The organism is Actinokineospora guangxiensis, from assembly GCF_042657845.1.
Taxonomy (GTDB): domain Bacteria; phylum Actinomycetota; class Actinomycetes; order Mycobacteriales; family Pseudonocardiaceae; genus Actinokineospora; species Actinokineospora guangxiensis.
The window spans coordinates 16179-39828 of record NZ_JBHSKF010000004.1 but is presented as its reverse complement, the minus strand read 5'-3'; the positions used below and the strand labels follow the sequence as shown (position 1 = coordinate 39828).

Below are 23650 nucleotides of genomic sequence, written 5' to 3'. Positions count from 1 at the left end.
ACCCTAGGGGTCAGGTCCGCAGGTAGGAAGCGCCGTTGAGGTCCAGGATCGTGCCGGAGGCCCACAGCGCCTCGCGGGAGGCCAGGTAGACCACGGCGGCGGCGACCTCGCTGGGCAGCGCGACCCGCTCGAAGGGGCTCTGCTGGGCGATCGCGCGGCCGCCGTCGCCTGCGAGCCTGTCCTCGACGCGGTCGGTGCGCACGAAGCCCGGCGCGACGGTGGACACCGCGATCCGGTGCTTGGCCAGCGACACCGCCAGCGACTGGCCCATCGAGTGCAGCGCCGCCTTGCTCGCGCCGTAGGCGGGGTGCTCGGGCTCGCCGCGGAACGCCCCGCGCGAGCCGACGTTGACGATCCGCCCGCCGATGCCCTGCTCGACCATGCGGGCCGCGACCTGGTGGGTGATGGCGGCGGTGCCGAGGACGTTGACCTCGAAGGTCGTGCGCCACGCCTGCTGCCAGTCGGCGAAGTCCGTCGACACCGGGTGCGCGGGGGTGACGACGGCGGCGTTGTTCACCAGCACGTCGATGCCGCCAAGAGCGTCCACAGTGGCCTGCACGACGGTCGTGGAGCCGGTGGCGATGTCGCCCTCGACCACGACGTGCCCGTCGCCGCGCAGTTCCGCGCGCACGGCGTTCGCCTTCTCCCGCGCGGAGTTGCAGTGCACGGCGACGCGGTCGCCCAGCTCGGCGAAGGCGTGCGCGACGGCGGAGCCGATGCCGCCGGACGCGCCGGTCACCAGGACGCGACGACGGGGGACGCGGCCACCGGGGGCAGGAGTGTTGTCCATGCCCTCACCTTGCCACGAGCGGCGGTATGACCCGATTGGTATGTACCAATACCGGTGACCGGCCTCATACCGTCGCAAGGAGATTCCCCCCTGCACGCCCTCGAGGAGAGAGCGGAAATGAATCGCAAGCACATCGCCGCGGCCACCGCGGCCATCACGGCAGCGGGCCTGGCCACAGCCATCGCCATGGTGCCGTCCGCGACCGCCGGGCAGCACGCCCCCGCGGTCGAGGAGACCCAGTCATCGATCCTGGCCGCCATGTCCCGCGACCTGAGGATCAGCCCCGAGCAGGCCCAGCGCAGGCTCGCCACCGAGCACTCGGCCGCCCGCACCGACGCCGCGCTCAAGTCCCTGCTCGGCGCGGGCTACGGCGGCGCGTGGATGGACGCGACGGGCAGCACGCTGACCGTCGCGGTCACCGACGCCCGCCACGCCGGGAAGGTCCGCGCCCTCGGCGCGACGCCCACGACCGTCACCCGCAGCGCCGCCCAGCTCGACAAGGCCAAGGCGTCCCTCGACGCCAAGGCGAGCGGCGCGCCGGAGTCGGTGCCCGGGTGGTACGTCGACGTGACCGACAACCAGGTCGTCGTCCTGGCGCACAAGGGCGGCGAGTCCGCCGCCGCGGCGTGGGCCAAGGGCGCGGGCGTCAGCGCGAAGGTGCTGACCAGCACGGAGGACCCGCGGCCCTACATCGACGTGATCGGCGGCAACAGCTACAGCTTCGGCGGCAGCCGGTGCTCGGTCGGGTTCTCCGTCGAGGGCGGATTCGTCACCGCCGGACACTGCGGCGGCACCGGGACCAGGACGTCGAACCCGGGCGGGACGGTGGCCGGGTCGAGCTTCCCCGGCAACGACTACGGCTGGGTCCGGGTCGACGCGGGCAACACCCCGCGCCCGCTGGTCAACCGCTACCCGGGCACCGTTCCGGTCGCGGGCTCGCAGGAAGCCCCGGTGGGGGCTTCGGTCTGCCGCTCCGGGGCCACCACCGGGTGGCGGTGCGGGACGATCCAGCAGAAGAACGCCACGGTGAACTACCCGCAGGGATCGGTGACCGGGCTGACGCGGACCAGCGCGTGCGCGCAGCCGGGTGACTCCGGCGGGTCGTGGCTGGCCGGGGACCAGGCCCAGGGGGTCACCTCGGGCGGGTCCGGCAACTGCACCTCGGGCGGGACGTTCTACTTCCAGCCCCTGGCGGAGATCCTGCAGGTCTACAACCTGCGCCTGATCACCTCCGGGTCCACCCCGCCCACCACCACGCCGCCGACCAGCAACCCGCCCGGCGGCGGGACCTGGGCCGCCTACACCCCGTACGCGGTGGGCGCCCAGGTCACCTACGGCGGCGCCACCTACCGGGCCCTGCAGGCGCACACGGCGATGCCCGGCTGGGAGCCGCCGAACGTTCCGGCTCTGTGGCAGCGCGTGTAGCTGCCCTCGGGTCCGGGCACCGCGCAGGGGTGCCCGGACCGCGCCGCCCCCGACGTGACGCAGGCGTCGGGGGCGGCGCCCTGCCGCAGACCGCGTCACCGGCGATATGCCCGATTGGTATGTACCAATATGGGTGATTCCCGGCCTACCGTTCGAGGGCATTCACCCTGCAGCAAGGAGCGGACATGAACCGCAGAATCGTCGCCGTCGCGTCAGCGGCGGTCATCGCGACCGGGGTGGTGACCGCGCTCGTGCTGACCCCGAGCGCCACCGCCGCCGACAAGGAGGAATCCGCCATGGTCACCGCCATGGCCAGGGACCTCGGCATCAGCACCGACCAGGCGCAGCGCCGCCTGGTCAGCGAGAAGCTCGCCGGGCAGAAGGACCTGGCGCTCAAGGCGAGGCTGGGCAGCGCCTACGGCGGATCCTGGTTGGACAGCACCGGCACCACGCTGACCGTCGCGGTCACCGACGCGAAGCTGAGCGGCGCTGTCGAGGGCCAGGGCGCGATCGCGGCCACCGTGCGGCACAGCGTGTCCACGTTGGACAAAGCCAAAAGCCGTCTTGACGCCAAGGCCGCCGCCGCCCCCGACGCCGTCCCCGGCTGGTACGTCGATGTCCGGGCCAACCGCGTCGTCGTGCTGACGCACGCGGGCGCTGAGGCCAAGGCCAAGGCGTGGGCCGCGGGCGCCGGGCTCAGCGGTGACGTGGTCGCGTTCGAGGCCAGCACCGAGGACCCGAAGCCGCTGATCGACATCATCGGCGGCAACGCCTACACCTTCGGGTCGGGGCGATGCTCCATCGGCTTCGCCGTCGAAGGCGGATTCGTCACGGCCGGGCACTGCGGGCGGGCCGGGACGCGGACGTCGAACCCGAGCGGGTCCGTCGTCGGGTCCAGCTTCCCCGGCAACGACTACGCCTGGGTGCGCGCCGACGCGGGCAACACCCCTCGGGCGCTGGTGAACCGCTACCCGGGCACCGTGCCGGTCGCCGGATCGCAGGAGGCCCCGGTCGGCTCCTCGGTGTGCCGCTCCGGGTCCACCACCGGATGGCGCTGCGGCACCATCCAGCAGAAGAACGCCTCGGTCACCTACCCCGAGGGCACCATCACCGGGCTGGTCCGCACCAACGCCTGTGCCGAGCCCGGCGACTCCGGCGGCTCGTGGATCACCGGCGACCAGGCCCAGGGCGTCACCTCCGGCGGTTCGGGCAACTGCCAGACCGGCGGCACGATCTACTTCCAGCCGCTGCTGGAGATCCTGCAGGTCTACAACCTGCGCCTGGTGACGACCGGCACCCCGCCGACCTCCACCACCCGCCCCACCACGACCACCACCCGCCCGACGGACCCGACGACCACCACGACGGTCCCCCCGGGCGGCACGTGGGCGCCGTACACCTACTACGCCTCCGGCGCCCAGGTGACCTACGGCGGGTCGAGCTACCGCGTCATCCAGCCGCACACGTCCCTCCCCGGCTGGGAGCCGCCGAACGTTCCGGCGCTCTGGCAGCGGATCTAGCCCGCCGTACCCGCCGCCCCCGGTCGGTCCCTCGACCGCCGGGGGCGGCCTCGTACATTGGACGCATGGGACGAGTGACAGTGCGCAGGCCCGTGTGGCGCGTGGGCGCGGACGGGCGCAGCCGGGTCCCGGACGCGCTGGCCGCCGAGGAGCCGATGGAGCTGCGGGTCGGCGGCAGGCCGCTGGCGGTGACGATGCGCACACCCGGCGCCGACGTCGAGCTGGCGCACGGGTTCCTGCTGACCGAGGGCGTCATCGCCGACCGCGGCGACGTCGCGCTCGCCCGCTACTGCGACGGCGTCGACGACGAGGGCCGCAACACCTACAACGTGCTCGACGTCGCGCTCGCGCCCGGTGTCGCGCCGCCGTCGGCCGGGGTGGAGCGCAACTTCTACACGACCTCCTCGTGCGGGGTGTGCGGCAAGGCGGCCCTGGACGCGGTCCGGCTCAAGACCCGCTTCTCCCCCGCCGAGGACCCCGTCGCGGTGCCGGTCGGGGTGCTCACCGGGCTGCCGGACGCGCTGCGCGCCGCGCAGAAGGTCTTCGAGTCGACCGGCGGCCTGCACGCGGCGGGGCTGTTCACCGCGACCGGCGAGGCGCTGGTGGTGCGCGAGGACGTCGGCAGGCACAACGCCGTCGACAAGGTGCTGGGGTGGGCGCTGCTGCGCGACCTCGTGCCGCTGGCCGGGACGGTGCTGATGGTGTCCGGGCGGGCGTCGTTCGAGCTGGCGCAGAAGGCCGCCATGGCGGGCGTGCCGGTGCTGGCCGCGGTGTCGGCGCCGTCCTCGCTGGCCGTGGACCTGGCCGACGAGCAGGGGATCACCCTGGTCGGCTTCCTGCGCGGGACGTCGATGAACGTCTACACGCGACCGGAGCGGGTGGCGTGAGACCGCTCGACGGGGTCCTGGTCCTCAGCCTGGAGCAGGCCGTCGCCGTGCCCTACGCGACCCGGCTGCTGGCCGACCTGGGCGCGCGGGTGATCAAGGTGGAGCGGCCCGGCGGCGGCGACTTCGCCCGGCACTACGACGCGGCCTGCGGCGAGGTGTCGAGCTACTTCGCGTGGACCAACGTCGGCAAGGAGTCGCTGGCGGTCGACCTCAAGGACCCCGACGGACGGGCGGTGGTGGACGAGCTCATCGCCAGGGCGGACGTCGTCACCTGCAACCTCTCCCCCGGCGCGGCGCGTCGGCTGGGCCTGGACGCGGACAGCCTGCGCGCCCGGCACCCGGCGCTGGTGGTCGCCGAGCTGTCCTCCTACGGCCAGGACGGTCCGTACCGCGACCGCAAGGCCTTCGACGCGCTGGTGCAGTCCGAGACCGGGCTGGTCGCCGCGACCGGCACCGGGCAGGACGCGGCGCGCGCCGGGATCTCGGTCGCCGACATCGCCGCGGGCGTCCAGCTGCACGCCGCCGTCCTCGCCGCGCTCCTGCACCGGGGCCGCACCGGCGAGGGCGCGACCTTGCGGCTGACTCTCCTGGAAGCCCTGGCCGAGTGGATGCACCAGCCGTTCCTCTACGCCCACGGCACCGGCGCCGACCCGGTCCGCGCGGGCGCGCACCACCCCACCATCGCCCCGTACGGACCAGTGCGGTGCCGGGACGGCGCGATCCACCTGGCCGTGCAGAACGATGGGCAGTGGCGTCGCCTGTGCGCCGCCGCCAACCGCCCTGACCTGGCCGAACACCCCGACTATCGGACGGTGGCGAGTCGGGTGGCGCACCGGGCGGCCGTGCACGCCGAACTCCAGCCGTACTTCGACGGCGTCGACGCCGACACCGCCCTCGCCACCCTGGACGCCGCCGACGTCCCCGCCGCCCGCACCCGCGGCGTCGGCGAGCTGGCCGAGCACCCCCAGCTGGCCGCGCGGGACCGCTGGACCGAGGTCGCCGTCCCCGGCGGGGTCGCGCCCGTCCTGCGCCCGCCGGTGGACGGCCTGACGTGGACGGGCGGCGTGGTTCCCGCCGTCGGCGAGCACAACGACGCCATCCTCACCTGGCTCCGCGACGGACGGTGATCAGTCGAGTTCAGTGCGTCTACCTGCGGAAACAATCTCCCAGATTCACACGATGAGGTGACTGAGGACCGCGCCGTCCGGGGACTTCCGGTAGACCGGAAGCAGGTGCGGACCGCGGAGGAACCATGGTCGGCAGGCGAGCGGTGCTGGCCACCAGCGCGGCCACCGTCGCGGGGGTCGCCGTTGGGGCGGCTACCGCGACGCTGAGCAGGCTCGTGGAAGCGGCGGGGCAGCGGGTGCCGGAGCCGATCGTGCGGGCTGAGCGGGTGTACTCGGTGGCGCGGGGGCGAGAGGTGCGGCTGGTGACCGTGCTGCCGATCGAGATGCCGATCAAGGATCTGCCGGTGTGCCTGTTCCTGCACGGATTGCGGAGTACGGCGGCGGGCGCCATTCCGGCGTCGGTGGTGAATTTGCTGGTGCGGTCTGTGGCGCATGACCGGATTCCGCCGTTCGCACTGGTGGCGGTGGACGGCGGGGATAGTTACTGGCATGAGAATCGTCCCGGGGACGATCCCATGCGGATGTTGCTCGCGGAATTGCCCGCGTGGTTGCGGGCTCGGCATCTGGGGACGGTGTTCGCGGCGTCGGGGTTCTCGATGGGCGGGTTCGGGTCGCTGTTGTACGCGCGGCGGCGGGCGGAGCGGGGGGATGCGCTGCGGGGGGTGGTGGCGGTGTCGCCGGGGTTGATGGAGTGGTCGGAGATGCGGAAGCGCGGGGCGTTTCGGGATGAGCGGGAGTGGGCGGGGTTGGATCCCCGGAACAACGTGGGGGCGTTGGGGGGAACCTCGGTGGCGGTGTGGTGTGGGGCGCAGGATGCGTTCGCGGCGGGGACGCGGGAGTTCATCTCGGCGGCGCGGCCGCGGGTTGGGCGGATACTTCCTGGGCGGCATGACGGGAAGTTCCAGGATCTGGTGGCGGAGGATCAGGTGGAGTTCTTGGGGGATGTGTTGTCGGAGGGGCGGTGAGGTGGTCGGCTGACCGACGGCACTGAAGTGACTGGGGACCGTTCGGCGGGCCGCTATCGCCGCAGGTCAGGCAGTGTCGCCCCCCGCGCAGGCGGGGCTGGACCGTCCTCGCGCCGGATGCGCAGCTCCGTCACGCGGTAGTCCCCGCACACGCGGGGCTGGTTTGCGCTGGCCATCGCACCTGCCGCCGGCAGCGTGAGCGTCCGGCCCCCCGCCGCCAGGTTATCGATGCGGGACGTGCCGGGGCCAGTCGGGAATCCAGGCTGTGGATGAAAGCACCGAGGCCCCCGCCGGAAAGGGCGGGGGCCTCGGTGCAGAGCTGGGTCAGGCGGACTTCTCGCGGCGTTCGCGGCGGGTGGGGGCGCGGGAGACGATCGTGGGGTTGACGTTCTCGCGGACCGTCTGTTCGGTGATGACGACCTTCGCCACGTCGGTGCGGGAGGGGATGTCGTACATGACCGACTGGAGGACTTCCTCCATGATGGCGCGCAGGCCTCGGGCGCCGGTGCCGCGGAGGATGGCCTGGTCGGCGACGGCGTCCATGGCGGTGTCGGTGAACTCCAGTTCGACGCCGTCCATCTCGAAGAGCTTCTTGTACTGCTTGACCAGGGCGTTGCGCGGCTCGTTGAGGATGCGGACCAGGGATTCCTTGTCCAGGTTCGTCACGCTCGCCACGACGGGGAGGCGGCCGATGAACTCCGGGATCAGGCCGAACTTGATCAGGTCCTCGGGCATGGTGTCGGCGAAGATGGCGGCGGCGTCGTTGTCGACCTTGGAGCGGATCTCGGAGCCGAAGCCGAGGCCGCGCTTGCCGACGCGGTCCTGGATGATCTTCTCCAGGCCCGCGAAGGCGCCCGCCACGATGAACAGGACGTTCGTCGTGTCGATCTGGATGAACTCCTGGTGGGGGTGCTTGCGGCCGCCCTGCGGGGGCACCGACGCCGTCGTGCCCTCCAGGATCTTGAGCAGCGCCTGCTGCACGCCTTCGCCGGAGACGTCGCGGGTGATCGACGGGTTCTCGCTCTTGCGGGCGATCTTGTCGACCTCATCGATGTAGATGATGCCGGTCTCGGCGCGCTTGACGTCGTAGTCGGCGGCCTGGATCAGCTTCAGGAGGATGTTCTCGACGTCCTCGCCGACGTAGCCCGCCTCGGTCAGCGCCGTGGCGTCGGCGATGGCGAAGGGCACGTTCAGCAGCTTGGCCAGGGTCTGGGCCAGGTAGGTCTTGCCACAGCCCGTGGGGCCGAGCAGCAGGATGTTCGACTTCGCCAGCTCGATGGTCTCTTCGCGGCCCTCGCGCCCCTCCGGCCGGGCGCGCTCGCCCGCCTGGATGCGCTTGTAGTGGTTGTAGACCGCGACAGCGAGGGACCGTTTGGCGTCGTTCTGCCCGATGACGTACTGGTCGAGGAACTCGTGGATCTCCAGCGGCTTCGGCAGCTCGTCGAGCTTGACGTCGCCCGCCTCGGCCAGCTCCTCTTCGATGATCTCGTTGCAGAGATCAATGCATTCGTCGCAGATGTAGACGCCGGGGCCGGCGATGAGCTTCTTCACCTGCTTCTGGCTCTTCCCGCAGAAAGAGCACTTGAGCAGGTCTCCGCCATCACCGATACGTGCCATGGTCGCTGACCTCTGTCCCCTCCGGCGCGCCGGGTGGCGTGCCTGGCTGTCCGACCGTCCGCACCCGCCCTGTCGTTGCCGCGCGTGCACGCACCAGGCCGGTCGCGTCCGTTGCTATCGACGGTACCTTCCTACCCCCGTCTAGCGGGAGAACCTGTACCCCGACGCGGCCGAATTGCTCCAGACCCCCACGATAGGCCCTCGGGGCCCGGCGTGTCGGTCGCTTTCGTGCTGCCTCGGCCGCGTCGGGGAGGAGGTCTACTTCGAGAGCTTGCGGTACGGCAGGACCTCGTCGATGATGCCGTACTCCACCGCCTCGGCGGCGGTGAGGATCTTGTCGCGCTCGATGTCGGTGCGGATCTTCTCCTCGTCCTTGCCGGTGTGGCGGGACAGGATGCCCTCCATCTGGCGGCGGACGCGCTGGATCTCGGCGGCCTGGATCTCCAGGTCGGAGACCTGGCCGTAGGTGCCCTCGGTCGCGGGCTGGTGGATCAGCACGCGGGCGTTGGGCAGGGCCATGCGCTTGCCGGGGGTGCCCGCCGACAGCAGCACCGCGGCGGCCGAGGCGGCCTGGCCGAGGCAGAACGTCTGGATGTCCGGACGCACGTACTGCATGGTGTCGTAGATGGCCATCAGCGAGGTGAACGAGCCACCCGGGGAGTTGATGTACATCGTGATGTCGCGGTCGGGGTCGGCCGACTCCAGGTAGATGAGCTGGGCCATCACGTCGTTGGCCGAGGCGTCATCGATCTGCACGCCGACGAAGATGATGCGCTCTTCGAACAGCTTGTTGTACGGGTTGGACTCTTTGACCCCGTAGCTGGTGCGCTCCACGAACGAGGGGAGCACGTAGCGGGACTGGAGGTTGCTCACGGCGGTGCTCCTGTTCAGTTCGCGGTGCGGCCGACGCGGGACACCACGAAGTCGACGAAGCCGTACTCCTTGGCCTCCTCGGCGGTGAACCAGCGGTCGCGGTCGGCGTCGAGGGTGACCTTCTCCACCGTCTGGCCGGTCTGCTCGGCGGTGATGACCGCCATCTCGTACTTCCACTTCGCGTAGACCTCGGCGCGGATGGCGATGTCCGAGGCCGTGCCGCCGATGCCCGCCGACGGCTGGTGCATCATCACCCGGGTGTGCGGCAGCGCGTAGCGCTTGCCCGGGGTGCCCGAGGCCAGCAGGAACTGGCCCATCGACGCGGCCAGGCCCAGGCCCCAGGTCGCCACGTCGGGCTCGATGAGCTGCATGGTGTCGTAGATCGCCATGCCTGCGGTGACCGAGCCGCCCGGGGAGTTGATGTAGAAGGTGATGTCCTTCTCGGGGTCCTCGGCGGCCAGCAGCAGCAGCTGCGCGGTGATCCGGTTGGCGATGTCGTCGTCGACCTCGGAGCCGAGGAAGACGATGCGTTCGCGGAGCAGCCGCTCGTAGACAGAGTCGTTCAGGTTGAGCCCCGCGGTCGCCGACCGCATGTGGGGCGAGGGGTGCTGCGTCACGTCTGCCTGCCTTCTCCCAAGTCCTTCAGTGCCATAACCGGAGATCTACCGACGACATTAACGAAGGCGGGCGGTGCCGACTGCCCGACACCGCCCACTTTCGCTCACAGCGTCAAAGGACGCTCTCACTCACTCGGCCGCGGGCTCATCCGCGGGCTTGCCGAACAGCTCCGACAGGTCGACCTCGGCGCCGCTCTCGGTGGTGACGGTGGCCTCGCGCACGACCGCGGCCAGCGCCTTGCCCCGGCGCACGTCGGCGAAGATCGCCCCGAGCTGGCCGGACTGCTGGGCGCGCTGGACGTACTCGTCCGGGCTGACGCCGAAGCGCTGGGCCTGGTAGATGATCCGCTCGGTCAGCTCGGCGTCGTTGACCTGGACCTGCTCGGTCTCGGCGATGGCGTCGAGGACCAGCTGGGTCTTGACCGACTTCTCCGCGTCGGCGCGCAGGTCGGTGTCGAACTCCTCGCGGCTGCGGCCCTGGGACTCCAGGAACTCCGTCAGCTTGGCGTCGTCGTGGTCGAAGGAGTGCACGGCGTCGTGGTGGCGGTTGTCGACCTCGCCCTGGACGACCTTATCCGGCAGCGGCACGTCGACCGCCTCCAGCAGGGCGTCCAGCACCTTGTCGCGCGCCTGCACGCCCTGCTGCATCTTCTTGACCCGGCCGAGCCGCTCGCGCAGGTCGCCGCGCAGGTCCTCGATGGTGTCGAACTCGCTCGCCAGCTGGGCGAAGTCGTCGTCGGCCTCGGGCAGCTCGCGCACCTTGACCGACTGCACGGTCACGGTGACCTCGGCGTCCTTGCCCGCGTGGTCACCGGCCACCAGCGAGGTGGTGAAGGTGGCGGACTCACCGTCGGACAGGCCGACCAGCGCGTCATCGATGCCCTCGATGAGCTGGCCGGTGCCGACCTCGTAGCTCAGGCCGGAGGTCTTGGCGTCCTCGACCTCGGCGCCGTCGACGGTCGCCGTCAGGTCGATGGAGACGAAGTCGCCGGTCTCGACCGGGCGGTTCGCGCCGGTGAGCGTGCCGAAGCGGGCGCGCAGCTCGTCCAGCTGCTCGGCGACCTCCTCGTCGGTGACCTCGACGTCGTCCACGGTCACCGCGAAGCCGTCGTAGGCCGGGATGGTGATCTCCGGGCGGACGTCGACCTCGGCGGTGAACTCCAGGCTGGTGCCGTCCTCCAGCTTGGTCAGCTCGATGTCGGGCTGGCCGAGGGCCTTGATCTCGCTCGCGGTGAGGGCCTCCATGTACTTGGCCGGGATCGCCTCGTTGACGACCTCGTCCAGGATGGGGGCGCGGCCGACGCGCGACTCGATGACGCGGGCGGGCGCCTTGCCCGGGCGGAAGCCGGGGATGCGGATCTGGCCCGCGAGCTTGCGGTATGCGCGGTCGAAGTTGGGCTTGAGTTCGTCGAACGGCACCTCGACGTTGATGCGTACCCGCGTCGGGCTCAGCTGCTCGACGGTGCTCTTCAACGTGGTCTCCTTGCGACTGACTTGAGGGAACAGCCCGCGGCGCAGCTGGCCGACGGGAATCAGCGCCCGAGTCTAGGCGAGCTTGCCCAGGTCGGACGCGCCGGGTCGCACCGGGCCGAGCCCGGAGCCCGCGCGGCGCAGTGCGCCGAGGGCGGCGACGTCGCGCAGCGTGTGCGCCGGGTCGCCGGTCGCCTCCACCATCGCGATCACCCGGCGCACCCCGGTGCGCTCGGCCGAACGGGCCAGCCGGGCGGCGCAGTAGTCCAGGTCGCCGACGGGGTGCAGGTCGCAGAGGTGGCGGGCGTAGGCGTGCGGGTCGCGGGTCGGGCCGGGGCGCCCGTCGACCGGGACGTGCGCGGCCAGGCCCGCCCGCAGCCAGCCGGGCGCGGCCGCCATGACCTCGGCGACGGCTTCGCGGCGGCGGTCGGCGACGTGCAGGACGACCGCGGAGACGTGCGGGGCGTCGGCGGGGCCGCCGCTGTCGCGGTAGTGCTCGACCATGCCGCGCTTCTCCTCGTCGCCGACGTGCATGCCCAGCAGCAGCGGCAGGCCGCGCGCGGCGGCCACGGCGACGGTGTCGCGGGAGGTGGCGGCCACGGCGACCGGCGGGTGCGGGCGGGTGGCGGGCGCGGGCACGACCGGGACCTCGCGGAACGGGAAGCCGGGCGTTCCGGCGACCGTCGGGCCGGTGGCGGCGCGCAGCAGCAGGTCGATGGCTTCGGTGAAGCCGTGCTCGTAGCGCTCCAGGCCCGCGCCGAAGACCTCGAGGTCCAGCCACGGGCCGCCGCGGCCCACCCCGAGGTGGAAGCGGCCGCCGGAGAGGTTGTCCAGCAGCAGGGCGCGCTCGGCGATGGCGACCGGGTGGGCGGTGGTCAGCACGCTGACGGCCGTGCCGACGGCGACCCGCCGGGTGCGGCCCAGCGCCAGCGCGGCGAAGGTGAGGGCATCGGGGCACACGCCGTAGGGCATGAAGTGGTGCTCGGCGATCCAGACCTCGTCGAGGTGGACGCGTTCGGCGGCGTCGACGGCCGCGAGCGCGCGGTCGAGCGCGACGCGGTCGGTCTGGCCGGGGAAGCGGGGGGCGAGCAGGAAGACTCCGTAAGGCACACGGGCGGCCTACCGGTGCGCGCGGAGTGCCCGCAACCGCAGGCGGGCCATTTCGACCATTCCGGTGGTGAGGGTTGATCACCGTTCCGCGCGGCGGGTAGGCAGGGATGCGGATCGAGCCCCGCTACCCGTGGAGGAAGCAGATGTCTCTCGATGTGCCCGCCGACCTGCTCAACCGTGCCGAGCGCGGACCGGTGGACGACGCCGAGTTCGTCGACTGCGTGCGGACCTCGCTGCCCTACGCGTGGCGGGTGATCTCCCAGGTGGCCTCGTCGGCCCCCGGCAGCGCCGAGGGTTTCGCCGACCACGAGGTGCCCCCGCCGAGCGAGGCCGAGCGCGGGCAGCTGCTGCGCGCGCTGGCCTCCGACGCGATCCGCGGCGGCCTGGAGCGCCACTTCGGGGTGAAGCTGGCGTTCCAGAACTGCCACCGGGTGGCGGCGTTCACGCCGTCCCAGGTCGACAGCGACCGCTACCGCGCGTTCATCAGCCCGCGCGGGCAGCTGCTCAACCAGTCCCCCGAGCTGCGCGACTGCTGAGGCGGACCGAACGGGCCGGCTACCCGAAGTAGGCGGCCCGCTCGGCCAGCACGTGCTCGACCCGCCTGCGGTCGGCCTCGTCCACCGGCAGCTCGCCGAGGCGCTCGGGCTCGACCCACTCGGCCCGCTCGCCGAGGTCCCCGCCGACCGGACGGGCGCGGAAGCAGACCCCGAACCCGGGCGAGCTGCTCACCCCCACCAGGTCGCAGACCTCGACCCGCACCCCGGTGCTCTCCTCGACGACCCGCACGATCCCCACCGCCGCCTGCTCGCGGGCCAGCAGCGGCCCGGCAGGCAGCGCGAGGCCGGCCCCGGTGCGCACCATCAGCACCAGCCCGGCGTCGTCCACGACGACGGCGTCCAGCTCGACGGCGGCTCTGCTCACGTGAGTCCTGGCGTTGGCGACGGCGTTGCTCGACATGCCACCCGGTCTACCGAAACCGACCGGCGGCGGCCACGGCGTTCACGGTAAAGACCGCTCTTCTTAAGGGGTTTCACCCGCCTGGCTGTGGTGAGCGACACTCAGCTCCACCCGTTCGACCGGAACTCCCGACCCCGGACACACGACGCGCCGCCCTGCGGGGGCGGCGCGCGGAGCGGGCGACGGGAATCGAACCCGCGTAGCTAGTTTGGAAGACTAGGGCTCTACCATTGAGCTACGCCCGCGTGCGCCGGTCTCGACCGGCACAGCAAACAGCTTAGCGCCTAGCGCTACGCTTATCGGGACGGCCCCGGGCTGTGGCGCAGCTTGGTAGCGCATCCGCTTTGGGAGCGGAGGGTCGCAGGTTCAAATCCTGTCAGCCCGACGGGGGCGGCGCGGTCCGCGTCGCCCCGGTATCTCGGTGGCGGCCGTCCGGTGGCGCGGGTAGACAAGTTGTGTGACGGACTACACAGCGGGCCGCGAGACCCGGGTCATGACCGAAGACGACCACGCGGCGCACCTCGACCTGGTGCTGACGGCCTTCCTCTCCACCGACCACGGCGAAGAACTGCGCGGCAGCATGGACATCCAGCTCGCCGACGGCCGCAGGCTGGGCGAGTTCATCGACGGCAGGCTGGTGGGTTCGGCGTGTGCGACCGTGCGGGAGTTGACTGTGCCCGACGCGGTCGGGGTCCAGGCGCTGGCGGTGTCGTGGGTGGCGGTGGCGCCCGACCAGCGCAGGCGCGGTGTGCTGAGCGGGCTGATGCGCAGGCAGCTGAACGACGCGCACGAGGACGGCGGGCCCGCCATCGCGGCGCTGTGGGCCTCGGAAGCGGCGATCTACCAGAGGTTCGGCTACGGCTGCGCCACGACGAAGGTCGACTACCGGGTGTCGGCCAAGGCGGCGTTCCGCCCGGAGATCGACCTCGGTGACGACCGGGTGCGCGAGGTGGCGCCCGAGGAAGCCGTGGCGATCGCCCGCCCGCTCTACGACGCCTACGCCGCGCAGCGCACGGGCTGCTGGCGGCGCACCGACCGCGACTGGCGCTACCGGGCCTACGACCCGGCCGGGCTGCGCGCGGGCAGGACGGCCCAGCGCTGGGCGGTGCACCCCGACGGGTTCGCCTCCTTCCGCGCCAAGCACAACTGGACCGAGCGCGGCCCGGACTACACCATCTCGGTCAACGAGCTGATCGCCACCACTCCCGCCGCGCACGCGGCCCTGCTGCGGTACCTGCTCGACATGGACCTCAGCGGCTGGCTGACCGTCTCCGGGGCCACCGACGACCCGATGCCGGTGCTGCTGCACAACTCCCGGGCCGCGATCGGCACGCCCACCGACGCCCTCTACATCCGCGTCATCGACCTCGACCGGGCGTTGGCCCAGCGCCGCTACCACGCGCCCGTCGACGTGGTCATCGAGGTCGCCGACGCGCTGTGCCCGTGGAACGAGGGCCGGTGGCGGCTCAGCGCCGACGAGAAGGGCGGGGCTGTGGTCTCCCGCACGAACGACCCGGCGGACCTGGCGACCCGCGGCACGGAGCTGGGCGCGGCCTACCTCGGCGGCACCCGGCTGACCACGCTCGCCGACGCCGGCCTGGTGACCGAGCACACCCCGGGGGCGGTGGCGGCGCTGTCGGCGGCGCTGCTGTCGCAGCGCGCGCCGCGCACACTGGACGTCTTCTAGGGAACCAATCGGACAGCCTCCCGCGTTGTCCTGGTAACCCGGTTCGAGGAGGACACCGATGGAGGTCGTGCTGATCCTGCTGGTCGTGGGCGTGGTGGTGGTCGGCCTGCTGGCCGCGCGCAACGGCGCCAACACCCGCCGCGCGCAGCTGGAGGACGCCAAGGCCGAAGCGCGGCGCTGGGTCGAGCGGCTCGGCGGCCAGGTGATGAACCTGACCGGGACCACGACAGCGGCCCAGCAGGCCATGGCCGACGCGGCCGAGCGCTACACCGCGGCCGGGTCGCAGATGGACCAGGCCACGACGGCCGAGCAGTGCAAGCTGGTCACCAAGACCGCGCTGGAGGGCCTGTACTACGTGCGGGCCGCCAGGGTGGCCATGGACCTGGACCCCGGGCCCGAGCTTCCGGTCGACCCGGACGCCGCCCGCGCGGGCGAGGTCACCGAGAACCGCAGGGTCGCCGTCGAGGGCCACAACTACGCGGCCTCGCCCGACGCCAGCCAGGGCACGCCGTACTACTACCCGGGCGGCCGGGTGGCGGGCCGGTCGGTGCCGCGCGGCTGGTACAGCGAGCCGTGGTGGCGTCCCGCCCTGGTCGCGGGCGCGTGGGGCGTCGGGTCGATGCTGCTGTTCAGCACGATGTTCGCCGGGATGGCCGGTATCGCCTCGGCCGACGCGTGGGCGTCGGGCTACGACGCGGGCCAGGCCGACGCGGGCGCTGACGGCGGTGACGCCGGAGACGCCGGTGGCGATGCCGCAGACGCGGGCGGCGACATGGGTGGCGACTACGGCGGCGACGCCGGTGGTGGCGACTGGGGCGGCGGCGACTTCGGTGGCGGCGGCGACTTCGGCGGGTTCGACTTCTAGGCCGGGACGGGCATCCGCGCGGGCTGGCACACCGGGCACCAGAACAGGTTCCGGCCGACCAGCTCCTGGTGCGCGACCGGCGTCGAGCAGACCAGGCAGGGCTGTCCGGTGCGGCGGTAGACGTAGACCTCGCCGCCGTGCCGGTCCACCCTGGCCGCGCGGCCCATCGCCTTCGGCAGGTGCTCGTCGGCGACGGTGTCGATGCGGTTGCGGCGCACGCCGACGCGCATGAGCGCCACCAGGTCGGCCCACAAGGCCTCCCACTCCGCGCGGTCGAGGTCGCGGCCGGGCAAGAGCGGGTGCACGCCGTGGCGGAAGAGCACTTCGGCGCGGTAGACGTTGCCGACGCCCGCGATGACCTTCTGGTCCATCAGCAGCGCGCCGACGACGGTGCGCGAGCGGCTGATCCGCGCCCACGCCCGCTCGGGGTCGGCGTCGCGGCGCAGCGGGTCCGGGCCCAGGCGCCCGCGCAGTTCCTTGGCCTCGGCGGCGGTGATGACCTCGCAGGTGTTCGGGCCGCGCAGGTCGGTGTAGCGGTCGCGGCCCGCCAGTCGCATGCGGACCTGGCCGACGGGAACGGGCACGGGCGGCTCGCCGACGGTGAACGTCCCATACAGTCCCAAGTGGACGTGGACGACGGCGTCGGGGCCGTAGACGTGGAACAGGTGCTTTCCGTGCGCCTCGGCGCGCTTGAGCACGCGGCCGTCCACAAGCGACGCGGCGAAGCGGCCCTGCGGGCTGCAGACCGAGAGCGCCTCGCCCGCGAACCACTTGGTGTGGTCGCGGGCGAGGCGGTGCAGCGTGTGGCCTTCTGGCATCAGACCGGCGTCAGGGCCGAGCCGAGGGCAGAGCCGGGGGCTCGCCCGTGCGCTCGTAGTCGCTGATGAGGCCGATGCGGCGGGCGTGGCGGGCGTCGCCGGAGAACGACGTGGCGAGGAAGGCGTCGACGATGGCGGCGGCCTCCTCGGCGGTGTGCATGCGCGCGCCGATGGCCACGACCTGGGAGTCGTTGTGCTCGCGGGCCAGCTGCGCGGTCTGGGTACTCCAGGCCAGCGCGGAGCGGCAGCCCGCGACCTTGTTGGCGGCGATCTGCTCGCCGTTGCCCGAGCCGCCGATGACGACGCCCAGGCTGCCCTCGTCGGCCACCACGCGGCGGGCGGTCTCGATGCAGAACGGCGGGTAGTCGTCCTGCGCGTCGTACTCGGCCGGGCCGACGTCCACGACGTCGTGCCCCGCGGCCGCGAGGTGCTTGGCGAGGTGGCCCTTCAGCTCGTACCCCGCGTGGTCGGAACCCAGATAGACACGCACGCCGCGCAGTGTGCCATCCGAGTCAGCGAAACTCCGCACCGGATCGGGGCCAAGATGGAGCACGTGACGAACAACCCATACGCCCAGACGGGCTTCGAGGTCCGCCTGGACTGGGGGCCCGAGGGCATGGCCGCGCTCGCCGAGTGCCCGGTGGTGGTGATCGTGGACGTGCTGTCGTTCAGCACATCGGTCGACATCGCCGTGTCCCGCGGCGCGCGGGTGCTGCCGCTGCCGTGGCGATTCGCCGGTGCGGAGAAGGCCGCGGCGGCGCAGGCAGCGAAGGACGCGGGGGCGGTGTTGGCCGGCGACGGGCCGTGGACGCTGCGCCCGGCGTCGCTGACCTCGATCCCGGCGGGCACGCTGTTGGCGCTGCCCTCCCCCAACGGCGCGACGCTGTCGACGCTGGCAGGCGGGACTGTCCTCGCGGGCTGCCTGCGCAACGCCCCGGCCGTCGCGGCGGCGGCCAGGGCCGCGGGCGGTCCAGTCGCGGTCATCGCGGGTGGCGAGCGCTGGAGGCCGCAGAACACGCTGCGCCCCGCTGTGGAGGACCTGCTCGGCGCGGGCGCGATCGCCCACCACCTCGGCGGCGGCCTGTCGCCCGAGGCCCGCGCGGCCGAGGCCGCGTTCCTCGCCTACGGCGACGACCTGCCCGCAGTGCTGGCCGCCAGCGCGTCCGGCAGGGAGCTGACCGAGTGGGGTCACGCGGGCGATGTGGCGCTGGCCTCGGCGTACGGGGTGAGCGCGACCGTGCCGCGGCTGGTGGACGGGGTGTACTCGTGAGCGGCTGGATCGGCGTGGCCGAGGGCGTGCACGCCCGCCGGTACGCCGCGCTGGACCAGACGCTGGGGCTCGTCGTCGGCCACACCCGCGCGCTGGTGGTCGACACCGGCATGCACGAGGAGCACGGCGCGGAGTTCGCCGCCGCGGTCCGCGAGCTGACCGACCTGCCGCTGACCGTGGTGATCACGCACGCGCACTTCGACCACTTCCTCGGCACCGCGGCGTTCGTGGGCGCCCCGGTGTACGCGCACCCGCGCTGCGCCCCGGCGATGCTGGAGCGCGCGGACGTCGGCAAGTGGGCCGAGCACTACCGCGGGCAGGGCGACCCCGAGACCGGCGAGCGGATCGCGCGCGCCCGGGTGGTGCCGCCGACCCACGAGGTGCCCGACCGGCTCGACATCGATCTGGGCGGCAGGCGGGTCCGGCTGCTGCACCCCGGCCTCGCCCACACCGACCACGACCTGGCCGTGCACGTGCCGGACGTCGGCGTGGTGTTCGCCGGGGACCTGGTCGAGCAGGGCGCGGCCCCGTCGGTCGGGCCGGACGCGCATCCGGCGCGGTGGCCGGGCGCGCTCGACGTGCTGCTGGCCCTGCGCCCGGAGACCGTGGTCCCCGGGCACGGCGAGCCGGTCGGCCCGCGCTTCGTCGCCGCCCAGCGCGACGCGCTCAGCGCTGGATCGACTTGATCTCGGTGAACTCCTCCAGGCCGAAGCGGCCCAGCTCGCGGCCGTTGCCGGACTGCTTGTAGCCGCCGAAGGGGGCCAGCGGGTTGAACGCGCCGCCGTTGATGTCGACCTGACCGGTGCGCATGCGCTTCGCCACCGCCATGGCGCGGTCGCTGTCGGCGGAGAAGACGGCCCCGGACAGGCCGTACGGGGAGTCGTTGGCGATCGCCACGGCCTCGTCGTCGTCGCCGTAGGGCAGCACCGACAGCACCGGGCCGAAGATCTCCTCTTGGGCGATGCGCATGTCCGAGCGCACCCCGGCGAAGATCGTGGGCGCGACGTAGGCGCCGGTCGACGGCACGGCCGGGCCGCTGTAGGCGAGGGTGGCGCCCTCGTCCTGGCCGACGCGGATGTAGTCGAGCACGCGGTCGCGCTGGGCGAGGGAGGACATCGGGCCGATGCGGGTCGCGGCGTCGGTCGGGTCGCCGACGGTGTACTTGGCGGCCGCGGCGGCGGCCAGCTCGACGGCCTCGTCGTGGCGGGCCGCGGGCACCAGCAGCCTGGTCCACGCCGTGCAGGTCTGGCCGCCGTTGATGAAGGTGTTGGCCAGGCCGATCTTGACGGCCTGGCCGAGGTCGGCGTCGTCGAGGACGATGTTGGCGGACTTGCCGCCCAGCTCCAGCGCCACCCGCTTGACGGTCGCGGCGGCGACGGCCGAGACCCGCCTGCCCGCCGCGGTGGACCCGGTGAAGGACACCATGTCGACGCCCGGGTGGGCCGCGATCGCCTCGCCGACGACCGGGCCGGTGCCGTGCACCAGGTTGACCACGCCCGCCGGGACGCCCGCCTCGGCGAGGATCTCCAGGAACAGGTTCGCGGTGAGCGGGGCGACCTCGCTGGGCTTGAGCACCACGGTGTTGCCCGCGACGAGGGCGGGCGCGACCTTGGCGACGACCTGGTGCAGCGGGTAGTTCCACGGCGTGATCGCCCCGACCACGCCGATCGGCTCGCGCACGACCAGCGAGTTGCCGATCTCCTCGGTGAAGGAGTAGCCGTCGGCGACCAGCCCGGCGATCCCGGCGGAGATGAGGACGGGCATCGCGGCCTGCACCTTGGCGGAGAAGGTGATCGGCGAGCCCATCTCGGCGGTGATCGTGGCGGCCAGCTCGTCGCGGCGGGCCTTGATGCCCGCGGACACGCGCAGCACGGCCTCGGCGCGCTCGCCCGCGTCGAGCGCCGACCAGCCCGCCAGCGCCGCCGTCGCGGCCGACACCGCGGCGTCGACTTCGCCCGCCGTGCCCGCGGGGACGGTCGCGATGACCTCCTCGGTCGCCGGGTTCACCACCTCGATCCGGTCACCGGCCGAATCGATCAGCTCACCGCCGATGACGTGGCCGGTGCGGGTGGTGACGGGGGCAGCCATGGGTCCTCCAGCCGGATGTGACACCTACGGGCGAGTACGTGGGCCAGGGTGTCACATCCGGCCGCGGGCGCGCACGGCGCGGAAGGTCACACGGCTAGTCGAACGTCAGATCGCCGGTGCGGGTCCGCTTGAGCTCGAAGAAGTCCGGGTAGGACGCCAGCGCCCTGGCGCCGTCGAAGACCCTGACCGCGTCCTCGCCGCGCGGGATCGAGGTCAGCACCGGGCCGAAGAAGGCGACGCCGTCGATGTGGATCGTCGGGGTGCCCACCTCCATGCCGACCGGGTCCATGCCCTCGTGGTGGGACTTGCGCAGCGCGTCGTCGTAGTCGGTGGAGTCCGCGGCGGCGGCCAGCTCGGCGGGCAGGCCCAGCTCGGCCAGCGCCTCGGCGACCACGGCGGGGTAGTCGCTGTTGCCGCCGTTGTGGATGCGGGTGCCCACCGCCGTGTAGAACTCGCGCAGGACCTCCTCACCGCGCTCCTGCGCGGCGGCGATGGCGACCCTGACCGGGCCCCACGCCTTCTTCATGATCTCCTGGTACTCCTCGGGCAGGTCGCGACCGTCGTTGAGCACGGCCAGGCTCATGACCCGGAACCGCAGATCGATGTCGCGGTGCTGCTCGACCTCCAGAATCCAGCGCGAGGTGATCCAGGCGAAGGGGCAGACGGGGTCGAAGTAGAAGTCGACGCGGGGCTTGTCGGAGCTCATGCGCTGGTTTCTCCTGGGTCGCGGTCCGTTCGGCGGCCTGCGTACCGCCTGAGGAGTGCAACATCGGCCGCCGCGCGAACCTTCCCGCCCGGGTCCGCCCCCTGGTGCGACCGGACGTGATTGGATGCGTGATTGGATGCGATTGTCAGTTCCGAACCGCAGTTCCGACCCGCGAGGACCCCCTCGCCGCGAACCCGAACTCCCCCGAGGTGTCCCGTGCCCGCGCCCAATCTGACCCGTGACCAAGCCCGCGAGCGGGCCGCCCTGTTGGAAGTGGAGTCCTACCGCGTCGAGCTGGATCTCACCGACGGTCTCGGCCAGCCCGGCGAGGCGACCTTCGGCTCGCGCACGACCGTGCGCTTCACCGGCCGCGAGCCCGGTGCCAGCACCTTCATCGACATCGTCGCGCGCTCGGTGGAGTCCGCCGAGCTCAACGGCGTCGCGCTCGACGTCTCCGGCTACGCCGCCGAAGCCGGGATCGAGCTGCCGGACCTGGCCGCCGAGAACGAGCTGACGATCGTCGCCACCTGCGAGTACATGAACACCGGCGAGGGCCTGCACCGCTTCGTCGACCCGGTCGACAAGGGCGTGTACCTGTACTCGCAGTTCGAGACCGCCGACGCCAAGCGGATGTTCGCCTGCTTCGACCAGCCCGACCTCAAGGCCGCCTACACCCTGTCGGTGCTGGCGCCCGAGTCGTGGAAGGTCATCTCCAACGCCGCGGCCGAGACCACCGACGTGCCCGCGGGCGACAACCGCGCCGTACGCCACGACTTCGCCACCACCGAGCGGATGTCGACGTACCTGGTCGCCTTGGTCGCGGGCCCGTACGCCGAATGGCGCGACGAGTACACCGACGAGCACGGCACGATCCCGCTGGGCATCTACTGCCGCTCCTCGCTCGCGGAGTTCATGGACGCCGAGCGCCTCTTCACCGAATCGAAGCAGGGCTTCGGGTTCTTCCACCGCAACTTCGGCGTGCCCTACCCGTTCGGCAAGTACGACCAGTGCTTCGTGCCGGAGTTCAACGCGGGCGCGATGGAGAACGCGGGCTGCGTGACCTTCCTGGAGGACTACGTCTTCCGCAGCAGGGTCACCCGCTACGCCTACGAGCGCCGCTGCGAGACCGTGCTGCACGAGATGGCGCACATGTGGTTCGGCGACCTGGTCACCATGCGCTGGTGGGACGACCTGTGGCTCAACGAGTCGTTCGCGACGTGGGCATCGGTGCTGGCGCAGGCCGAGTCCACCGAGTACGTGCACGCCTGGACCAGCTTCGCCAACATTGAGAAGTCCTGGGCCTACCGCCAGGACCAGCTGCCCTCCACGCACCCGGTCGCCGCCGACATCCCCGACGTCGAGGCCGTCGAGGTCAACTTCGACGGCATCACCTACGCCAAGGGCGCCAGCGTCCTCAAGCAGCTGGTGGCCTACGTCGGCCTGGAGAACTTCCTGTCCGGGCTGCGGGTCTACTTCGGCAAGCACGCCTGGGGCAACGCGACCCTCGGCGACCTGCTGGCCGCGCTGGAGGAGGCCTCCGGGCGCGACCTGTCGTGGTGGAGCGCGCAGTGGCTGGAGACCACCGGCCTGAACTCGCTGCGCCCGCGCTTCGAGGTCGAGGACGGCAAGTTCACCTCGTTCGCGGTGCTGCAGGGCGGGGCGAAGCCGGGCGCGGGCGAGCTGCGCACGCACCGGGTCGCGATCGGCGTCTACGACGACGGCGGCGACGGCAAGCTGGTGCGCACGCACCGCGTGGAGATCGACGTCGACGGCGAGCAGACGCTGGTGCCCGAGCTGGTCGGGGTGCCGCGCGGCAAGCTGGTGCTGGTCAACGACGACGACCTCACCTACTGCACCATGCGCCTGGACCCGGGTTCGCTGACCACGCTGGTGGACCGCATCGGCGACATCACCGAGCCGCTGCCGCGCACGCTGTGCTGGTCGGCGGCCTGGGAGATGACCCGCGAGGCCGAGCTCAAGGCCCGCGACTTCGTCTCGCTGGTCAGCCACGGACTGGCCGCCGAGAGCGAGGTCGGCGTGGTGCAGCGGCTGCTGCTGCAGGCCCAGACGGCGCTGGCCTCCTACGCCGACCCGGCCTACGCGCCGAAGGGCTGGGCCACCTTCACCGACCGCGTGCTGGAGCTGGCCCGCTCGGCCGAGCCCGGCTCCGACCACCAGCTGGCCTACGTCAACTCGCTGACCGGCTCGGTGCTCGACGAGGCCAAGCTGGCCGTGCTGGCGGGCTGGCTGGACGGCTCGGCCCCGCTGGAGGGCCTGACCGTGGACACCGACCTGCGCTGGCGGCTGCTGCACGCGCTCGTCGCCCACGGCGCGGCCGACGACGACGCCATCGACGCCGAGCTGCGCGCCGACTCGACCGCGGCGGGCAACCGCCACGCCGAGCGGGCCCGCGCGCTGGTCCCGACCATCGCGGCCAAGAGCGAGGCGTGGCGCCGGGCGGTGCACGACGACGAGCTGCCCAACGCGGTGAACGAGGCGATCATCAACGGGTTCTCGCACCCGGCGCAGCGCGAGTTGCTGGCCCCGTACGCGGCCAAGTACTTCGAGGACGTGGCCGGGGTGTGGCAGCGCCGCTCCAGCGAGCGCGCGCAGTCGATGGTGCTGGGCCTGTACCCGGCGTGGTCGGTGACGGCGTCGACGGTCGAGGCGTCCGACACCTGGCTGGCCGACGACCACCCGCCCGCGCTGCGCAGGCTGGTCTCCGAGGGCCGGGCGGGCATCCTGCGGGCGCTGGCCGCCCGCGAGTTCGACGGCTCCTGAGGCGAGCGGCCCCGACCCGGCGGGTCGGGGCCTGTTCCCTCCCGGCGCAGAAGAAGGGCCCGACCCCTCAGGGGGTC

Annotated in this window: 22 protein-coding genes and 2 tRNA genes; 12 read left to right on the top strand and 12 right to left on the bottom strand. The window is 72.4% G+C overall.

Annotated features, from left to right (window positions below):
* Window positions 1–10: 10 nt before the first annotated feature.
* Window positions 11–790, bottom strand: a complete 780-nt coding sequence (locus ACFPM7_RS10350) for an SDR family NAD(P)-dependent oxidoreductase (RefSeq protein WP_378246444.1) — start codon at window positions 788–790, stop codon at window positions 11–13.
* 117 nt (window positions 791–907) lie between these two features.
* On the opposite strand from ACFPM7_RS10350, the gene ACFPM7_RS10345 reads away from it, so the two are divergent.
* The 5 genes from ACFPM7_RS10345 (at window position 908) to ACFPM7_RS10325 (ending at window position 6714) form a co-directional block, all read left to right on the top strand.
* Window positions 908–2215 carry an alpha-lytic protease prodomain-containing protein gene (locus ACFPM7_RS10345; RefSeq protein WP_378246442.1) on the top strand — a complete coding sequence of 436 codons (1308 nt, stop codon included), beginning with the start codon at window positions 908–910 and terminating at the stop codon, window positions 2213–2215.
* A gap of 185 nt (window positions 2216–2400) precedes the next feature.
* Complete coding sequence (locus tag ACFPM7_RS10340) at window positions 2401–3735, top strand: alpha-lytic protease prodomain-containing protein (protein WP_378246440.1); 1335 nt, start codon at window positions 2401–2403, stop codon at window positions 3733–3735.
* A gap of 65 nt (window positions 3736–3800) precedes the next feature.
* Window positions 3801–4622: a formate dehydrogenase accessory sulfurtransferase FdhD gene (gene fdhD, locus ACFPM7_RS10335; protein ID WP_378246438.1), complete on the top strand. Its 822-nt coding sequence runs from the start codon at window positions 3801–3803 to the stop codon at window positions 4620–4622.
* Window positions 4619–5749, top strand: coding sequence for a CaiB/BaiF CoA transferase family protein (locus ACFPM7_RS10330; RefSeq protein ID WP_378246436.1), 1131 nt, complete (start codon window positions 4619–4621; stop codon window positions 5747–5749). The genes fdhD and ACFPM7_RS10330 overlap by 4 nt, the downstream gene beginning before the upstream one ends.
* Before the next feature lie 125 nt (window positions 5750–5874).
* Window positions 5875–6714 carry an alpha/beta hydrolase gene (locus ACFPM7_RS10325; protein WP_378246434.1) on the top strand — a complete coding sequence of 280 codons (840 nt, stop codon included), beginning with the start codon at window positions 5875–5877 and terminating at the stop codon, window positions 6712–6714.
* A gap of 324 nt (window positions 6715–7038) precedes the next feature.
* Here ACFPM7_RS10325 and clpX read toward each other — a convergent pair whose 3' ends face one another.
* The 5 genes from clpX to ACFPM7_RS10300 form a co-directional block, all read right to left on the bottom strand.
* Window positions 7039–8331 carry an ATP-dependent Clp protease ATP-binding subunit ClpX gene (clpX, locus tag ACFPM7_RS10320; RefSeq protein ID WP_378246432.1) on the bottom strand — a complete coding sequence of 431 codons (1293 nt, stop codon included), beginning with the start codon at window positions 8329–8331 and terminating at the stop codon, window positions 7039–7041.
* 258 nt (window positions 8332–8589) lie between these two features.
* On the bottom strand, window positions 8590–9204 hold the full coding sequence (locus ACFPM7_RS10315) for an ATP-dependent Clp protease proteolytic subunit (RefSeq protein ID WP_378246430.1): 615 nt from the start codon (window positions 9202–9204) through the stop codon (window positions 8590–8592).
* Window positions 9205–9218: 14 nt separating this feature from the next.
* Window positions 9219–9821: an ATP-dependent Clp protease proteolytic subunit gene (locus ACFPM7_RS10310; protein ID WP_378246428.1), complete on the bottom strand. Its 603-nt coding sequence runs from the start codon at window positions 9819–9821 to the stop codon at window positions 9219–9221.
* Window positions 9822–9950: 129 nt separating this feature from the next.
* Window positions 9951–11294, bottom strand: coding sequence for a trigger factor (tig, locus tag ACFPM7_RS10305; protein WP_378246425.1), 1344 nt, complete (start codon window positions 11292–11294; stop codon window positions 9951–9953).
* Window positions 11295–11366: 72 nt separating this feature from the next.
* The gene (locus ACFPM7_RS10300; RefSeq protein WP_378246423.1) at window positions 11367–12401 is read right to left on the bottom strand and encodes an LLM class flavin-dependent oxidoreductase; all 1035 of its coding nucleotides are present in this window, start codon (window positions 12399–12401) and stop codon (window positions 11367–11369) included.
* 143 nt (window positions 12402–12544) lie between these two features.
* Here ACFPM7_RS10300 and ACFPM7_RS10295 point away from each other — a divergent pair, with 143 nt between their 5' ends.
* The gene (locus ACFPM7_RS10295) at window positions 12545–12937 is read left to right on the top strand and encodes an SCO5389 family protein (RefSeq protein ID WP_378246421.1); all 393 of its coding nucleotides are present in this window, start codon (window positions 12545–12547) and stop codon (window positions 12935–12937) included.
* A 19-nt stretch (window positions 12938–12956) separates the two neighbouring features.
* Here the strand turns inward: ACFPM7_RS10295 and ACFPM7_RS10290 are convergent, their stop codons facing one another.
* Together ACFPM7_RS10290 and ACFPM7_RS10285 are read right to left on the bottom strand one after the other, a co-directional pair.
* The gene (locus ACFPM7_RS10290) at window positions 12957–13358 is read right to left on the bottom strand and encodes an NUDIX hydrolase (protein WP_378246419.1); all 402 of its coding nucleotides are present in this window, start codon (window positions 13356–13358) and stop codon (window positions 12957–12959) included.
* Window positions 13359–13532: 174 nt separating this feature from the next.
* A tRNA-Gly gene (locus ACFPM7_RS10285) sits at window positions 13533–13603 on the bottom strand.
* Window positions 13604–13669: 66 nt separating this feature from the next.
* Here ACFPM7_RS10285 and ACFPM7_RS10280 point away from each other — a divergent pair.
* The 3 genes from ACFPM7_RS10280 (at window position 13670) to ACFPM7_RS10270 (ending at window position 15910) form a co-directional block, all read left to right on the top strand.
* Window positions 13670–13743: transfer RNA gene (locus ACFPM7_RS10280), tRNA-Pro, on the top strand.
* Between the two features lie 72 nt (window positions 13744–13815).
* Window positions 13816–15045, top strand: a complete 1230-nt coding sequence (locus ACFPM7_RS10275) for a GNAT family N-acetyltransferase (protein ID WP_378246417.1) — start codon at window positions 13816–13818, stop codon at window positions 15043–15045.
* Between the two features lie 58 nt (window positions 15046–15103).
* The gene (locus tag ACFPM7_RS10270) at window positions 15104–15910 is read left to right on the top strand and encodes a hypothetical protein (RefSeq protein WP_378246415.1); all 807 of its coding nucleotides are present in this window, start codon (window positions 15104–15106) and stop codon (window positions 15908–15910) included.
* Here ACFPM7_RS10270 and ACFPM7_RS10265 read toward each other — a convergent pair.
* Window positions 15907–16728, bottom strand: coding sequence for an Fpg/Nei family DNA glycosylase (locus tag ACFPM7_RS10265; protein WP_378246413.1), 822 nt, complete (start codon window positions 16726–16728; stop codon window positions 15907–15909). The two genes, ACFPM7_RS10270 and ACFPM7_RS10265, sit on opposite strands and share 4 nt — an antisense overlap.
* A gap of 10 nt (window positions 16729–16738) precedes the next feature.
* Entirely contained in the window at window positions 16739–17218 is a 480-nt protein-coding gene (locus ACFPM7_RS10260; RefSeq protein ID WP_378246411.1) for a ribose-5-phosphate isomerase, read from the bottom strand.
* Between the two features lie 63 nt (window positions 17219–17281).
* Between ACFPM7_RS10260 and ACFPM7_RS10255 the strand changes: the two genes are divergently transcribed.
* Both ACFPM7_RS10255 and ACFPM7_RS10250 read left to right on the top strand, forming a co-directional pair.
* The gene (locus ACFPM7_RS10255) at window positions 17282–17998 is read left to right on the top strand and encodes a 2-phosphosulfolactate phosphatase (protein ID WP_378246409.1); all 717 of its coding nucleotides are present in this window, start codon (window positions 17282–17284) and stop codon (window positions 17996–17998) included.
* Complete coding sequence (locus tag ACFPM7_RS10250) at window positions 17995–18684, top strand: MBL fold metallo-hydrolase (RefSeq protein WP_378246407.1); 690 nt, start codon at window positions 17995–17997, stop codon at window positions 18682–18684. Before ACFPM7_RS10255 ends, ACFPM7_RS10250 begins: the two co-directional genes overlap by 4 nt.
* On the opposite strand, the gene ACFPM7_RS10245 is transcribed toward ACFPM7_RS10250, so the two are convergent.
* Both ACFPM7_RS10245 and ACFPM7_RS10240 read right to left on the bottom strand, forming a co-directional pair.
* Window positions 18665–20086 carry an aldehyde dehydrogenase family protein gene (locus ACFPM7_RS10245; RefSeq protein ID WP_378246405.1) on the bottom strand — a complete coding sequence of 474 codons (1422 nt, stop codon included), beginning with the start codon at window positions 20084–20086 and terminating at the stop codon, window positions 18665–18667. The genes ACFPM7_RS10250 and ACFPM7_RS10245 overlap by 20 nt on opposite strands.
* A 94-nt stretch (window positions 20087–20180) precedes the next feature.
* Window positions 20181–20792: a mycothiol-dependent nitroreductase Rv2466c family protein gene (locus ACFPM7_RS10240; protein ID WP_378246403.1), complete on the bottom strand. Its 612-nt coding sequence runs from the start codon at window positions 20790–20792 to the stop codon at window positions 20181–20183.
* 216 nt (window positions 20793–21008) lie between these two features.
* Between ACFPM7_RS10240 and pepN the strand changes: the two genes are divergently transcribed.
* Window positions 21009–23573 (top strand): aminopeptidase N, encoded by a 2565-nt coding sequence (gene pepN, locus ACFPM7_RS10235; RefSeq protein ID WP_378246401.1) that lies wholly within the window; start codon window positions 21009–21011, stop codon window positions 23571–23573.
* Window positions 23574–23650: the final 77 nt, after the last annotated feature.